This is a genomic window from Stenotrophomonas sp. YJH_SMC_58 (assembly GCF_059369635.1).
The window spans coordinates 100579-114655 of record NZ_JCAFSW010000003.1 but is presented as its reverse complement, the minus strand read 5'-3'; the positions used below and the strand labels follow the sequence as shown (position 1 = coordinate 114655).

The following is a 14077-nucleotide window of genomic DNA, read 5'->3' as shown; positions in this document are numbered from 1 at the left end:
GCTCTTGCAGGCACACCCACCCGGATCCACCGATGAGCGACACCCCCCGCATCGCTTTCCTGGCCAGCACCGCCGAGCCCGCGCAGATGGCCCGCGCGGCGATGATCTCGCGTTATGGCGATCACGCGCCGGAGCAGGCCGACGTGCTGTGCCCGCTGGGGGGCGACGGCTTCATGCTGCAGACCCTGCATCGGCATGGGCACCTGGGCAAGCCGGTGTTCGGCATGAAGCTGGGCACGGTCGGCTTCCTGATGAACCAGTACCGTGGAGACGACGACGTGCAGGCCCGCATCGCACGCGCAGAACCGGCCAACCTGCGCCCGCTGGAAATGGTGGCGCTGACCGAGTCCGGCACCAGTACCGGTTCGCTGGCCTACAACGATGTTTCGCTGCTGCGCCAGACCCGGCAGGCCGCGCATATCGGTATCGATCTGAACGGCCAGGAGCGTGTGGCCGAACTGATCGGCGACGGCGTGCTGGTGGCCACCCCGGCCGGCAGCACCGCCTACAACTATTCCGCGCATGGTCCGGTGCTGCCGCTGGGCTCGCACACCATCGCGCTGACGCCGTTGGCCCCGTACCGGCCGCGGCGCTGGCGCGGCGCGATCCTGAAGGCCGATACCGAAGTGCGCTTCCGCGTGCTCGATCCGTACAAGCGCCCGGTCAGCGTGACTGCCGATTCGCACGAGACCCGCGACGTGGTCGAGGTGACCATCCGTGAGTCGAAGGACCGCCGCGTGACCCTGCTGTTCGACCCGGAGCACAACCTGGAAGACCGGATCCTGAGCGAACAGTTCGTTTTTTGAGGACAATGGGCAGCCGGCCGTGCCGACCGCTTGAAGGACCCCCACCGATGGGCGACAACTCCCCCCGTTTGCTGACCGTCGCGGTGACCTCGCGCGCGCTGTTCGACCTCGAGGAAAGCCACGCGCTGTTCGAGAGCGATGGCGTGGCGGCCTATGCCGAATTCCAGCGCCAGCACGAGGACGATATCCTCGGCCCCGGCGTGGCGTTTCCGGTGGTACGCAAGCTGCTGGCTTTGAACCAGGGCGCCAGCCCGGAGAATCCTCGCGTCGAGGTGATCCTGCTGTCGCGCAACTCGGCCGATACCGGCCTGCGCATCTTCAATTCGATCCAGCACTACGGCCTGGGCATCATCCGCGCAACGTTCACCGCCGGCGAGCCGACCTGGCCGTACGTGAAGCCGTTCGGCACCGACCTGTTCCTGTCGGCCAACCCGGAATCGGTGCGCAGCGCGCTGCGCCACGGCATCGCCGCAGCGACCATCCTGCCCAAGCCGCCCGGCGAAACCGCCGCCGCGGCGGCCGACCAGATCGATACCGGGCGCCCGGCCGGCCAGTTGCGCATCGCCTTCGACGGTGACGCAGTGATCTTCGGTGACGAGAGCGAGCGCATCTCACGCGAGCAGGGCGTGGAGGCGTTTGGCCGGCACGAGCGTGAACGGGCCCGCGAACCCCTCAGCGGCGGCCCATTCCGCGGTTTCCTGTCGGCCCTGCATACGCTGCAGGAAGTGTTCCCGGCCGGCGAGAGCGCGCCGATCCGCACTGCGCTGGTGACCGCACGCTCGGCACCGGCGCATGAGCGCGTAATCCGCACCCTGCGCGAGTGGGGAGTGCGCCTGGACGAAGCGCTGTTCCTCGGCGGCCGCCACAAGGGGCCGTTCCTGCAGGCGTTCGGTGCCGACATCTTCTTCGATGACTCGCAGCACAACATCGACAGTGCGCGCGAACACGTGGCCGCCGGCCACGTACCGCACGGTGTCGCCAACGAGGGGTGAAACCATGCCGGGTAGGTGCCAACCGTTGGTTGGCACTGCCATGCATCGGCGCCCACCAAGGTGGGCATCTACCAGAGCGCTGTACCGCGGTAGTCGCCAACCTTGGTTGGCGCCGTCCTGGACCCATGCCCACCAAGGCGGGCACCTACCGAAAGCAGCGCCGTCGAAGGGCATGACCCGTCACGGGCTGCCGGACATCCCCAACTGCAGATCCACCACCTTCCAGCGCAGGCCCTGCGGTTCCAGCACCACTTTCATCGGCGGCTGGTCGGGGCCGCGATCGACGTCGATCACGAAGCGGTCCAGCGCTTCGAAGTGATGCTCGGCGTTCTTCAATGGCCGTGCCGGCTCGGTCGCGCCGAAGGCATCACCGCCCTGCAGTTCATTGCGGCCGCGCTTCCACAGCACGTGGCCCTGCAGCATTGCGCCGATCCCGGTCGGGGTCACCATGGTTTCCACCGCTGCACCGCCGAGCTGGTCGCCGAGGCCGTAGAGCAGGGCGCCGAACGGGCTGGCCGCTACATCCGGGCCGGCCTGGCGTACCAGATAGTCGTTGAGCTGGGCGCGCAGGCTGCTGCGCACGCGAGGGAAATCGACATAGCGTTCCAGTCGCGCCGTGTCGCGTTCTTCGATGGCCCTGGACAGGCCGTGCACGGCCATGTACGGGCCGCCGAACCACCACGCAGCCAAGGCCAGGACCAGCAGCACAGCCAGTGCAGTGAGCTTCTTCATGCTGTCCAGACTGCCGCAAGTGAGGCAGCCAGTGGTGAACGGCAGGTGATGCGGCTCAGAACTCCAGGTCCAGCGCCGCGCACAGGTAGTCAACGAACGGGCCGAGCCCAGCCAGGTCCTTGCCCAGCGTGGACAGCAGGCGCGGGCCGGTCATGGTGGCATCGTCCAGCGAGCGCCACATCACCCAGTTGCGGTGCTTGAGGTCGTCGATGAACTCGAAGTCGGCCGGGAAGCCACGCGGGGGCCGCACCAGCTTTTCGCTCTCCTCGAAATCGAAGCGTTTGCGCAGGGCCGGTGCATGCGCGGCGGCCTTCCAGCTGCCCGGATTGTCGAGGATGAAGTGGCGTACGCGGCGCTGGGTTTCCGGTTCCGGATGCCACAGGCCAGCGCCGACGAAGCTCTCGCCCGGCTGCAGGTGCACGTAGAACGAGGGCGCGGCCACTTCGCGGCGGCGCTCATGGAACAGGCGTGCACCCTGCCAGGTCTTGTACGGCGACTTGTCGTTGGAAAAACGCGCGTCACGATGGATGCGGAACAGCGAGCCACCGACGCCACGGGTATCGGCGCGGAAGTGCTCGCTGACCTCGGCCAGCGCCGGCTGCAGGTCGCCCAGCAGGCGCAGGAACGGCTGCCGCACGTGGTCTTCGTACTGCTGGCGGTGATCGTTGAACCAGGCCTTGTCGTTGTGCCGCGCAAGGCTGCGCAGGAACTTGAAGCTGGCGTCCGAGAAATAAGTGCTCACAGCGTCTCCTGCAGGTGCTGGCCCCAGTCGCGCAGCGATTGCAGCAGGGCCTGGCGCCGGGTGTCATCGGGCGCTTCGGCGGCCAGTGCATCCAGCTGCTGCTGGTACTGGGGCAGGTTGAGTTCGCCCAGGCCGCCGTCTCCGAGCAGGCGCTGGCGGCGGTAATCCTGCCAGCGCTGGCGTTCAGGCGGCGCGAGGCTGTCGGGATGATTGCGCGCACGGTAGCGGAACAGCAGCTCCGGCAGGCGCGGGTCGCGGAAGCGACCTTCCAGCGCGGCCAGCTGCTCGGGCGCAGTGGTGCGTGCAAGCGCAAGCAGCGGCTTGTCACCGTTGCCGAGGAAGCCGTCGTACAGCGAGGCATCGACGTCAGCCACGGTGGCGGTGCGGGGCTGGTTGTAGACCTGCCGGGCCTTCTCGGCCAGCTGCGGGGCGAACGCGCGCAGGCGCTCCACCTTGGCTTCGATCGCAGCCACATCCAGGCCGAGGCGCGCGTGGTCATCGGCGCGCAGGTGGTTCCAGGCGATCAGCGCCGGCACCTTGTTCAGATGCACTTCCTTCAGCGGTACCCGTGCTGCGCCTTCGGGCAGCTCGCTGGCGCGCATGTACAGGCGCTGTGCGATCACCTCGGCCGGCAGTTCCAGCAGGTCGTCGATCTCGCCTTCCAGGTCGAACACGATCACCCGGTTGTTGATGGTCGGGTGCACGGCCAACGGCAGCACCGGTGCCGCGCAAAGGCGGCTGGCCGGGTAGCGCATGGAAATGTGCAGCACCGGCTTCATCGCGGCCACGTCCAGCAGGCCGCCGACGAAGCGCTTGTCGCGCAGCTTCAGGGCGTATTCCCACAGGCGTGGTTGCGACTGCTTGAACAGCCGCGCCATGCCGATGGTGGCGCGGACGTCGGACAGTGCTTCGTGTGCATCGCCTTCGCGCACGTGGTTGGCCTCGGCCAGGTGCTCAAGCTTGAACGAGGTGGCGCCATCCTCGCGCAGCGGCCACCGGATGCCGTCCGGGCGCATCGCGCGCATCAGCCGCAGCATGTCCAGCAGGTCCCAGCGCGAATTGCCGTTGCGCCACTCGCGTTCGTACGGGTCGTGGAAGTTGCGGAACAGCCCGTAGCGGACGAACTCATCGTCGAAGCGCAGCGTGTTGTAGCCCAGCGCGCAGGTGCCCGGGCGCGACAGCTGCTCGTTGATGCGGTCGAAGGCCTCGGCCTCGCTGATGCCCTCGGCCAGTGCCTGCTGCGGGGTGATGCCGGTAACCAGGGTGGCCATCGGCGAGGGCAGCAGGTCATCGGCCGGGCGCACGAAGAAGCTGACCGGGGTGTCGATTTCGTTGAGATCGGCGTCGGTGCGGATGGCGGCGAACTGCGAGATGCGCGTGCGCCGCGGGTCCTGGCCGAAGGTTTCCAGATCGTAGAACAGGAAGCTGTCAGCCATCAGTGCGCGCCCTCCAGGACCGGCAGCTGCGCATGAATCTGCGCTTCCAGCGCGGCCCAGTCGATGTTGTCCAGTGAATCATGGCCGGTGGTGGCGGCCACCAGCATGTCGCGTTGCAGTTCGGTGCGGCGCAGCGCCTCGGCGTACGGCGTGTGCAGGAAGGTGACCATGGTGTAGTGCGGCACGAAGCGGGTCGGCCAGCGCCGCTGCAGTTCCTGTTCCAGTTCGCGCTGCAGCAGGAATGCAGGGTCGGCGACGCGGTCGCGCATTTCCAGGTAGTTCTCCAGCGCCATCTGCTGGATGGCACGTGCATTCGGCTTGCGCTCGGCTTCGAACGCGGCGAACGCACCTTCCAGATCATCGGCCTCCATCAGGTGGCGGGCCAGCGCAACGCAGTCCTCGAACGCGCAGTTCATGCCCTGGCCGTGGAACGGCACCATCGCATGCGCGGCGTCGCCGATCAGCACGGCACGGCCCTGCTGGTGCCAGCGATCGAGCGTCAGCGTGCCAAGCAGGCCCGGCGGGTGCTGTTCCCAGTCTGCGCGCAGGTTCGGGATCAGCGGCAGGGTGTCGGCGAACTCGCGCGCGAACAGCGCCTCGGCCTGCGCGCCGGTATTGATCGTGGCGAAGCTGGGATCGCCCTGGTTGGGCAGGAACAAAGTGACGGTGAAGGTGCCTTCGTGATTGGGCAGGGCGATGCACATGTAATGGCCGCGCGGCCAGATATGCAGCGCGTTGCGCTCGATGCGGAAGCTGCCATCGTCGGCCGGCGGAATTTCCAGCTCCTTGTAGGAGTGATCGAGGAACGCGATTTCCTCGCCCAGCGGCGCCCGCCGGTTCATCGCCGCGCGCAGGGCCGAGCCTGCACCATCGGCACCGATCAGGGTGTCGAATCGGATGTCATGCGGGCTGTCGTCGCGGTCGTCGATGAAGCGTGCGTAGCCGGCATCGAAATCGACGGTGTGCAGGCGGCGGTGGAAGTGTACGGTCGCGCCAGCCTGTTCGGCCAGTTCCAGCAGCGTGGTGTTGAGGTCGCTGCGATGGATCGACCAGATCACTTCGCTGTCGTCGCGGCCATAGCGCTGCAGCTGCGGTTCGCCTTCGCGCGGATGCACCATGCGTCCGCGCATCATCACCGCGCGCGCCATGACCTCGTCTTCCACACCGGCCTGGCGCAGCGCATTGCGCCCACGCTCGGCCAGCGCCAGGTTGATCGAGCGGCCGCTCTCGTAGTCGGCCACGCGTGGATCGCCACGGCGTTCGTACAGGGTGATGCGCCAGCCCTGGCGTGACAGCAGGATGGCCAGCAGCGACCCGGCGAGGCCGGCACCGATAATGCTCAACGAGCGGGAAGCATGTGCGATCAACGAACTGTCCAGCAGTAGGGGAGGGACCGGCTCAGAGGCCAGCCCAGGCTTCCACTTCCTCGACGAAGTGGTGCACGTCCAGATAGCGGTTGTAGAGCGGGGTGGGCGAGATGCGGATCACGTCCGGCTCGCGCCAGTCGCCGAGCACGCCGATGCCGCGCAGGTGCTCGAACAGCGCACGGCCGCGCTCGCGCCCACCGATCACGCGCAATGACAGCTGGCAGCCACGGCGCTGTGGCTCGGCCGGGGTGATGATGTCGAGCACGCCGGACAGGCGTGCACGTACAAGCGCTTCGAGCATGCCGGTCAACGCCAGCGACTTGTTGCGCAGTGCCTCCATGCCGGCGCGCTCGAACAGGTCCAGCGACGCGCGCAGCGGCGCCAGGCCGAGGATCGGCGGATTGCTGAGCTGCCAGCCTTCGGCACCGATGGCGGGGGTGAACTGCGGTGCCATCTGGAAGCGGGTGGCTTCCTCATGGCCCCACCAGCCGGCAAAGCGCGGCAGCGTGGTGTCGCGGTGATGGCGCTCGTGCACGAACGCGCCGGCCACCGCACCCGGGCCGCTGTTGAGGTATTTGTAGTGGCACCACACGGCGAAATCGGGTGCGACGTCATGCAGGCGCAGCGGCAGGTTGCCGACCGAGTGCGCCAGGTCGAAGCCGATGCGCGCGCCCTGCAGGCGGGCAGCACGGGTGATTGCATCGAGGTCGAAGGCCTGGCCGGTTCGGTACTGCACGCCGGGCCACAGCACCAGTGCAAGGCGCGGACCGTGTTCGGCGATGGCGCGCTCGATCGCGGTGAGCGAGATCGTTCCGTTGGCTTCGTCCGGTTGCACTTCCACCAGGCACTCGGCCGGGTCGAACCCGTGGAAACGGATCTGCGCTTCGACCGCGTGTCGGTCGGTCGGGAACGCACCGGCTTCCATCAGGATCACCGGGCGCTGCGCGGTCGGTCGGTAGAAGCTGACCATCATCAGGTGCAGGTTCACGCTCAGCGTGTTCATCGCCACCACTTCGCTGGGCAGTGCACCGACCACGCGGGCCAGCTGCGCGCTCACCAGACGGTGGTAGGACAGCCACTGCGTCGGGCCGGTGAAATGGCCTTCCACCGCCAGCTCGCCCCATTGCTTCATCACTTCCTGCACCGCGGCCTGGGCGCCACGCGGCTGCAGGCCCAGCGAGTTGCCGACGAAGTAGGTCTGCTCGCCACCGCCATGGCGCGGAATCAGGAATTCGTTACGCAGCGGGCGCAGCGGATCGGCGGCGTCCAGGGCAATGGCGTGGGTGCGGCTGAGCAGGTCGGACATGGTCGGGCAACAGGCTGCAACGGGACCGCCAGTGTAGCGCCTGGGGCATGGACCGGTAGACGCGGCCACGCTTCGAGCGCCGCGTTTTCTGGTAGTGGCCCACCTTGGTTGGCGCGCGTGGATCCATGCGCCCACCAAAGTGGGCGCCTACCGGTGTGGGCGTCAGCCCGCCGCCGGCACCGGCAGCGGATCCACGTGCCCGCACTGGCTGCAGGTACGCAGCTCCAGGCTGGCGTGATAGCGCGCGAACACCTTGGGCAGGTCGGTCTCGATGTTCTGCAGCGGGAAGAACTCTTCGTGCAGCTTGTGGTTGCAGCGTTCGCAATGCCAGATCACGCCGTCCTTCTCGTGCGGCAGGCGCTTGCGCTCGACCACCAGGCCGATGCCGCCGGGCGGGCGCCGCGGCGAGTGCGGCACCCTGGCCGGCAACAGGAAGATCTCGCCGGCGCGGATCGGAATGTCGCGCACCGCGCCGTCCTCCTGCACCTTCAGCACCATCTCGCCCTCGAGCTGGTAGAACCACTCCGGGCCTTCGTCGTAGTGATAGTCGGTGCGCGAATTCGGCCCGCCCACGACCATCACGATGAAGTCGCCGTTGTCGATCATCTTGTTGCCCACCGGCGGCTTCAGCAGGTGGCGGTTTTCTTCGATCCAGGCGTGCAGGTTGATCGGCGAGGCGAGCATGGTCGTGGTCCGTAGTGAGGTCAGTCGCGCCGGCCCTGGCGGGGCACGTAGGACAGTGCCTTTTCATAGGCCGGCTTCAGCTCCTCTGGTCCACCGACATCGATGCCCATTTCGCTGACCCGGCCGTTCTTCAGGCTGTAGACCCAGCCGTGCACCATCAGCTTCTGCCCGCGCGCCCAGGCGTCCTCGACGATGGTCGAACGGCACAGGTTGGCGACCTGCTCGATCACGTTCAGTTCGCACAGGCGGGCATGCTTCAGCTCGTCATCCTCGATCGCATCGAGGATGCCCTGGTGCTTCTGCACCACGTCGCCGACATGGCGCAGCCAGTTGTCGGCCAGGCCGACGCGGGTATTGTGCAGGCAGGCGTGCACGCCGCCGCAGCCGTAGTGGCCGACGATCAGGATGTGCTTCACCTTCAACTGGTCCACCGCGTACTGCACCACGCTCAGGCAGTTCAGGTCGGTGTGCGCGACCACGTTGGCGACGTTGCGGTGCACGAACACTTCACCCGGGGCCATGCCGATGATCTGGTTGGCCGGCACCCGCGAGTCGGAGCAGCCGATCCACAGGTATTCCGGATGCTGCTGCTTGGACAGCTGCTGGAAGAACCCAGGGTCTTCCTTGGCGATGCGGTCGGCCCAGTCGCGATTGTTCTGCAGCAGGCGGTGGATGTCTTTCATGTGCGGTATCCCTGGCGTCGGGTGGGGGCAAGGCGCGGCCGTTCTGGTCGCGCCGTCGCGGGAAGCTGGGGTGATCAGCCGCTGGAGGCGGACTGTTCACGGTGCCAGCGCATCCACTGCGCCAGCTCATGGGAGGACGGGGAGGCGAGCGCGTCCAGTGCGGCGATCACGGCCTGCTGGTTGGCGTCGGGATGGTTCTGGCTGAGTTTCAGCTTCAGCTGCACGTGTTCCACCTGGAAGCGGAAGCCGACGATGGCGCGCAGCTCCGGGCCGTGTTCGGCGCGCGCGGCATCGAACTGCCAGGCCTGGCCGACGCTGGCTTCGAAGCGGTCGCTGATCGCGCCGACCAGTTCGGCCAGCGCATCAGCGTCGTCGAAGGTCTGCAGCTGGCCACGCAGCTCGGCAGCGGCGTAGTTCCAGGTGGGTACCCGCGCAGCGGGTTCCTTGTCCGGATACCAGCTGGCCGAGACGTAGCCGTGTGGGCCATCGACCAGTACCTTGGCTGCGCCGCTGTGGCGCGACTGCGGATTGGCGCGGGCCCAGTGGCCGCGCAGTTCGATCTGGTCGCCGTCACGCCGGTACAGCACCGGCATCCGGGTCAGCTCCGGCAGGCCATCGCTGCCGGGGGTAAGCACGGTGACGAACGGGTCGCGCGCCAGCAGGCGGTCCAGCCAGAGCAGGTCGGTCTCGGCGAAGGCGCGCGGGGTGAACATGCAGGGGTCAGGCGCGCCCGCCCAGCGACTGGATCATGCGGCCACCCAGACCCTCGTCGCTGTCGGCCTGCGGCGGCTGCACTTCGTGCAGGCTGAAGCCGCGCACCAGTGCGTCCTCCTCGTCCAGGCCGTCGTACTCGACGAACTCGGCGTCGAACAACTGCGAACGGGCGGTGTCTTCGCTGTCGTAGCTCAGCGTGTTGCCATCGCTGTCGAGCACTTCGGCGGTGCCGGCCGGGCGAACGCGCAGGCGCGCCCAGATCAGGGTGTTGCCGAGGCTGGCCAGCCACCAGCTGTCGCGCGAGGCGGTGATGTCATTCATGGGTGTGTTACCAGAGCGAGGCCAGCCAGAGCAGGGCGGCCATGCCCAGTCCGGCCAGCAGGGTCAGCAGCGATACCCAGGCCGGTGTCGCCAGCCCGGACAGCGAGCGGTCCGGTTGCTGCCGATAGTCGCGGCGCAGCAGCCAGGCCAGGGCATCGGGCTTGAGGAAGGCGCCGCTGCCGAAGCGCGCGGCGAGCGCCGGATGGCGGTCGCGCACGTGCACCAGGGTCAGCGGCCAGAAGATCACGAAGGCACTGAACCCGGCCACTGCAACGCCGACGAAACAGAGGGCGAAGAACAGGGTCATGGGGGCAGTACCTCCGTGGTCGTATGGGGCTTAGAAGTCCGCGCTGCCCGGGGCGCGCGGGTAGGGGATCGCATCGCGGATGTTGGACAGCCCGCAGACGTACACCACCAGGCGCTCGAAGCCCAGGCCGAAGCCGGCGTGCGGCACCGAGCCATAGCGGCGGAAATCGCGGTACCAGCTGTAGTGTTCGCGATCCAGGCCGAACTGGGCCATGCGCGCGTCCAGCACGTCCAGGCGCTCTTCGCGCTGGCTGCCGCCGATGATCTCGCCGATGCCCGGGGCCAGCACGTCCATCGCGGCAACGGTCTTGCCGTCGTCGTTCAGGCGCATATAGAAGGCCTTGATGTGCTCCGGATAGTTGGTCACCACCACCGGGCGGCCGACGTGTTCCTCGGTCAGCCAGCGCTCGTGCTCGGTCTGCAGGTCCAGGCCCCATTCGACCGGGAAGTCGAACTTCCTGCCGGACTTCTGCAGCAGGCTGACCGCGTCGGTGTAGTCGATGCTCTCGAACGGTGCGTTGATGAAGTCTTCCAGCTTGGTGATCGCGTTCTTGTCCACGCGCTCGGCGATGAAGGCCAGGTCGTCGCTGCGCTCGTTCAGCACCGCACGGAACAGGTACTTCAGGAACTCTTCGGCCAGGCGTGCGTCTTCGGCCAGGTCGGCGAAGGCGATTTCCGGCTCGATCATCCAGAACTCCGCCAGGTGGCGAGTGGTGTGGCTGTTCTCGGCGCGGAAGGTCGGGCCGAAGGTGTAGACCTTGCTCAGCGCCAGGCAGTAGGCCTCGACGTTCAGCTGGCCGGACACGGTCAGGAAGGTTTCCTTGCCGAAGAAGTCGCGGCTGAAATCGATCGCGCCCTTCTCATCGCGCGGCAGGTTCACCATGTCCAGGGTGGACACGCGGAACATCTGGCCGGCGCCTTCGGCGTCGGAGGTGGTGATGATCGGGGTGCTGATCCAGTTGAAGCCGTTCTCGTGGAAGAAACGGTGCACGGCCTGGGCCAGGCAGTTGCGGATGCGGGTGACCGCGCCGAACAGGTTGGTGCGCGGGCGCAGGTGCGCCACTTCGCGCAGGAACTCCGGCGACATCGGCTTGGGCTGGATCGGGTAGGTGAGCGGGTCTTCGACCCAGCCGACCACTTCCACTGCACTGGCCTGGATCTCGAACGACTGGCCCTTGCCCTGCGACTTCACCAGGGTGCCGGTGGCGATGACCGAGCAGCCGCTGGTCAGGCGCTTGATCTCGTCGAAGTTGGCCAGGCTGTCGCCGGCCACGACCTGGATCGGGGCGAAGCAGGAGCCGTCGCTCACATTCACGAAGGCCAGATTCGCTGAACCGCGCACCGTGCGCACCCATCCGCGTACCGTGACTTCGCCGCCTTCCGGGATCTTCCCGGCAAGCGCATGTTCAACGCTGACCACCGTCATGACTTGAATCCTCTGCTGATCGACTCGATCTGTGAACACGGGAGTTTACCGGTTGCAGCGTTCTGCTTGCGAGGCATTTTTCGCGGCAACGGCTCCTTATAATGTCCCCGTACCTCTGGAGTAGCCCCATGGCCGTCAGCCTGACCCCCATTGCCTTCGAGCGCGTGCAGCGCTTTGTCGCCCAGACCCCCGGTGCGCTGGGCCTGCGTTTCGGCGTGACCAAGACCGGTTGCTCCGGCTGGGGCCACATCACCGACCTGGCACGCGACGAGCGCGAGGGCGATACCGTGTTCGAGCAGGACGGCGTGAAGATCTATGTCGACGCCAAGAGCCTGGCGCTGGTGGACGGCACCGTGATCGACTTCGGCAAGCACGGCCTGAGCGAGACCTTCACGTTCAGCAACCCCAATGCCACCGCCGAGTGTGGCTGCGGCGAGAGCTTCACCACCGACGCCGACAAGGCCTGACGGCCCGGCGCGTCCCGGTAGCTGCCGACCTTGGTCGGCACGCGGGGCTCGGCAGGGACCCCGCGGATGGAACGACCGGCTTTTACCTATCATCCCAACGCCTACGCCCTCTCCTTCGAAGAGGTCGACGGAATCTGTGACTGCTGCGGCCAGCCGCGCACACTGCGCTACCGCGGGCCGTTCTACACCCGTCTGCGTCCGGATTACCTTTGCCCCTGGTGTATCGCCGACGGCAGGGCGGCGGCCAGCTACGAGGGTGAATTCACCGGCTGGAGTGATATCGAAGGGGTCTCGCCAGACCCCGTCGACCCGCCGCCGAGCATCGCCCGTGAGCTGCTGCTTGAGATCTGCGAGCGCACCCCGGGCTACCCGTCCTGGCAGCAATCGGTCTGGCTGAGCCATTGTGAACGGCCCTGTGCCTTCCTCGGTTTCGCCGGCAGCGACGATCTGCTGCCCATCCTCGACCAGGTCCGGCCCGATGTGGCGGAGGTCAATCCGCGCGACGCCGACTGGGTGCTGGCGCACCTGAGCCGGGACGGGATGATGGTCGGCTGCCTGTTCCAGTGCCTGGAATGCGGCCAGCACCGCCTTCACGTCGACCTGGGGTGAATCCAGGCGGATTCGTGGACTGTACGGGGCTCCGGTAGCGGCCAGCCTGGGTCGGCATGGGGGGGGGGGCTGCGCCCCCGGTTCAGGTTGCCCTGTGACCCGCCGGTTGCCCGGTACCCCCATCTGCGCCATAATGCGCGGCTTCCTGCATCCCCGGCGGGAATCCTTGCCCCACCGCGGTATCAACGGCGGGGGGCTGTCCGGCCGCAAGGCCACATCCGAAAGGTAGAAAAAAACATGAGTCGTCATTACGAAATCGTGTTCATGGTCCACCCGGACCAGAGCGAGCAGGTCCCGGCCATGATCGAGCGCTACAAGTCGCTGGTCGAGAACGGCAACGGCACCATCCACCGTCTGGAAGACTGGGGCCGCCGCCAGCTGGCGTACCCGATCCAGAACCTGGTGAAGGCCCACTACGTGCTGATGAACATCGAAGCCGACCAGGCCGTTCTGAACGAACTGACCGAGAGCTTCCGCTTCAACGACGCCGTGCTGCGCAACCTGGTCATCAAGCGTGACGAGGCTGACACCGAGCAGTCGCTGATCATGAAGAGCAAGGACGAGAAGGGTGACAAGCCGGAGCGCGGTGAGCGCCGTCGTCGTGACGACGAAGAAGGCGAGTCCAACAACACCGCTGACAACGAAGCCGGCGACGACGCCGCTTCCGCCGCCTAAGGAGCCTTCCCATGTCCAAGTTCTTCCGTCGCCGCAAGTTCTGCAAGTTCACTGCTGAAGGTGTGAAGGAGATCGACTACAAGGATCTCAACACCCTGCGCCAGTACCTGACCGAGAACGGCAAGATCGTGCCGAGCCGCGTCACCGGCACCAAGTCGAAGTACCAGCGCCAGCTGGCGACCGCCGTCAAGCGCGCTCGCTTCCTGGCCCTGATCCCGTACACCGACAACCACGACGTCTGATGCCGGCGGGGCGGCCCGGCGCCGCCCCCGCTGTGCCAGCTATTCGGACAGCCTTTGTTGCGGGGCATCGCCTCGCTAACGAATAACTTATCTGGAGCAATACCATGCAGCTGATCCTCCTGCAGAAAGTCACCAACCTCGGCAACCTGGGCGACCTGGTCGACGTGAAGCCGGGCTACGGCCGTAACTTCCTCGTGCCGCAGGGCAAGGCCGTGCCGGCCACCGAGAGCAACAAGGCCGAGTTCGAAGCCAAGCGCGCCGAATACGAAGCCAAGGCCCAGGCCATCCACGCTGACGCCGAAGGCCGCAAGGCCAAGCTGGAAGGCGCGAGCGTGACCATCGCCGCCAACGCTTCGACCGAAGGCAAGCTGTACGGCTCGGTTGGCCCGCGCGACATCGCCGAGGCCTTCACCGCCGCCGGCCTGCCGCTGGAAAAGAGCGAAGTCATCCTGGGCGAAGGCGCCTTCCGCAACATCGGTGAATACGACGTGCTGGTCCACCTGCACGCCGACGTCGAGACCACCGTCAAGGTCGTCGTCGTCGCCGAAGCCTGATCCCACGCCGCAAGG

18 protein-coding genes are annotated in these 14077 nt (G+C 67.0%); 7 read left to right on the top strand and 11 right to left on the bottom strand.

From position 1 onward, the window contains the following. Window positions 1-32 precede the first annotated feature (32 nt). Both AC5P68_RS05190 and AC5P68_RS05185 read left to right on the top strand, forming a co-directional pair. Entirely contained in the window at window positions 33-806 is a 774-nt protein-coding gene (locus tag AC5P68_RS05190) for an NAD kinase (RefSeq protein WP_005410243.1), read from the top strand. Window positions 807-853: 47 nt separating this feature from the next. Beyond that, window positions 854-1798, top strand: a complete 945-nt coding sequence (locus AC5P68_RS05185; protein WP_005410242.1) for a 5'-nucleotidase — start codon at window positions 854-856, stop codon at window positions 1796-1798. Window positions 1799-1978: 180 nt separating this feature from the next. Here AC5P68_RS05185 and AC5P68_RS05180 read toward each other — a convergent pair whose 3' ends face one another. From AC5P68_RS05180 to asnS, 11 genes are all read right to left on the bottom strand, one after another. Next, window positions 1979-2530 (bottom strand): DUF2939 domain-containing protein, encoded by a 552-nt coding sequence (locus AC5P68_RS05180; protein ID WP_005413915.1) that lies wholly within the window; start codon window positions 2528-2530, stop codon window positions 1979-1981. Window positions 2531-2585: 55 nt separating this feature from the next. Next, complete coding sequence (locus tag AC5P68_RS05175) at window positions 2586-3272, bottom strand: DUF2461 domain-containing protein (protein ID WP_005410240.1); 687 nt, start codon at window positions 3270-3272, stop codon at window positions 2586-2588. Next, complete coding sequence (sbcB, locus tag AC5P68_RS05170) at window positions 3269-4708, bottom strand: exodeoxyribonuclease I (RefSeq protein WP_033835129.1); 1440 nt, start codon at window positions 4706-4708, stop codon at window positions 3269-3271. The genes AC5P68_RS05175 and sbcB overlap by 4 nt, the downstream gene beginning before the upstream one ends. Continuing rightward, window positions 4708-6075, bottom strand: coding sequence for an FAD-dependent oxidoreductase (locus AC5P68_RS05165; protein ID WP_033835128.1), 1368 nt, complete (start codon window positions 6073-6075; stop codon window positions 4708-4710). The genes sbcB and AC5P68_RS05165 overlap by 1 nt, the downstream gene beginning before the upstream one ends. Before the next feature lie 31 nt (window positions 6076-6106). Beyond that, entirely contained in the window at window positions 6107-7381 is a 1275-nt protein-coding gene (gene kynU / locus AC5P68_RS05160; protein WP_005410237.1) for a kynureninase, read from the bottom strand. Between the two features lie 162 nt (window positions 7382-7543). Beyond that, the gene (locus AC5P68_RS05155; RefSeq protein ID WP_005413911.1) at window positions 7544-8065 is read right to left on the bottom strand and encodes a 3-hydroxyanthranilate 3,4-dioxygenase; all 522 of its coding nucleotides are present in this window, start codon (window positions 8063-8065) and stop codon (window positions 7544-7546) included. A 20-nt stretch (window positions 8066-8085) separates the two neighbouring features. Next, a complete protein-coding gene (gene can / locus AC5P68_RS05150; RefSeq protein ID WP_033835127.1) occupies window positions 8086-8748 on the bottom strand; it encodes a carbonate dehydratase in 663 nt (220 codons plus the stop codon). Window positions 8749-8822: 74 nt separating this feature from the next. Further along, window positions 8823-9461, bottom strand: a complete 639-nt coding sequence (locus tag AC5P68_RS05145; RefSeq protein WP_033835126.1) for an FMN-binding negative transcriptional regulator — start codon at window positions 9459-9461, stop codon at window positions 8823-8825. 7 nt (window positions 9462-9468) lie between these two features. Then, entirely contained in the window at window positions 9469-9783 is a 315-nt protein-coding gene (locus AC5P68_RS05140) for a hypothetical protein (RefSeq protein WP_231522431.1), read from the bottom strand. Window positions 9784-9790: 7 nt separating this feature from the next. Continuing rightward, the gene (locus AC5P68_RS05135; protein WP_005410232.1) at window positions 9791-10090 is read right to left on the bottom strand and encodes a hypothetical protein; all 300 of its coding nucleotides are present in this window, start codon (window positions 10088-10090) and stop codon (window positions 9791-9793) included. 30 nt (window positions 10091-10120) lie between these two features. Then, the gene (gene asnS, locus AC5P68_RS05130; RefSeq protein ID WP_033835125.1) at window positions 10121-11515 is read right to left on the bottom strand and encodes an asparagine--tRNA ligase; all 1395 of its coding nucleotides are present in this window, start codon (window positions 11513-11515) and stop codon (window positions 10121-10123) included. Between the two features lie 128 nt (window positions 11516-11643). Here asnS and AC5P68_RS05125 point away from each other — a divergent pair, with 128 nt between their 5' ends. The 5 genes from AC5P68_RS05125 to rplI all read left to right on the top strand — a co-directional run bounded on the left by AC5P68_RS05125 (window position 11644) and on the right by rplI (window position 14062). After that, entirely contained in the window at window positions 11644-11982 is a 339-nt protein-coding gene (locus AC5P68_RS05125) for a HesB/IscA family protein (RefSeq protein ID WP_005410230.1), read from the top strand. Window positions 11983-12048: 66 nt separating this feature from the next. Further along, window positions 12049-12591 carry a CbrC family protein gene (locus tag AC5P68_RS05120; RefSeq protein WP_049403114.1) on the top strand — a complete coding sequence of 181 codons (543 nt, stop codon included), beginning with the start codon at window positions 12049-12051 and terminating at the stop codon, window positions 12589-12591. A 237-nt stretch (window positions 12592-12828) separates the two neighbouring features. Then, window positions 12829-13266, top strand: coding sequence for a 30S ribosomal protein S6 (gene rpsF / locus AC5P68_RS05115; RefSeq protein WP_005410228.1), 438 nt, complete (start codon window positions 12829-12831; stop codon window positions 13264-13266). Window positions 13267-13277: 11 nt separating this feature from the next. Beyond that, the gene (gene rpsR / locus AC5P68_RS05110) at window positions 13278-13508 is read left to right on the top strand and encodes a 30S ribosomal protein S18 (protein WP_002804494.1); all 231 of its coding nucleotides are present in this window, start codon (window positions 13278-13280) and stop codon (window positions 13506-13508) included. 104 nt (window positions 13509-13612) lie between these two features. After that, window positions 13613-14062, top strand: coding sequence for a 50S ribosomal protein L9 (gene rplI, locus AC5P68_RS05105; RefSeq protein WP_005410227.1), 450 nt, complete (start codon window positions 13613-13615; stop codon window positions 14060-14062). The last annotated feature ends 15 nt before the right edge of the window (window positions 14063-14077 follow it).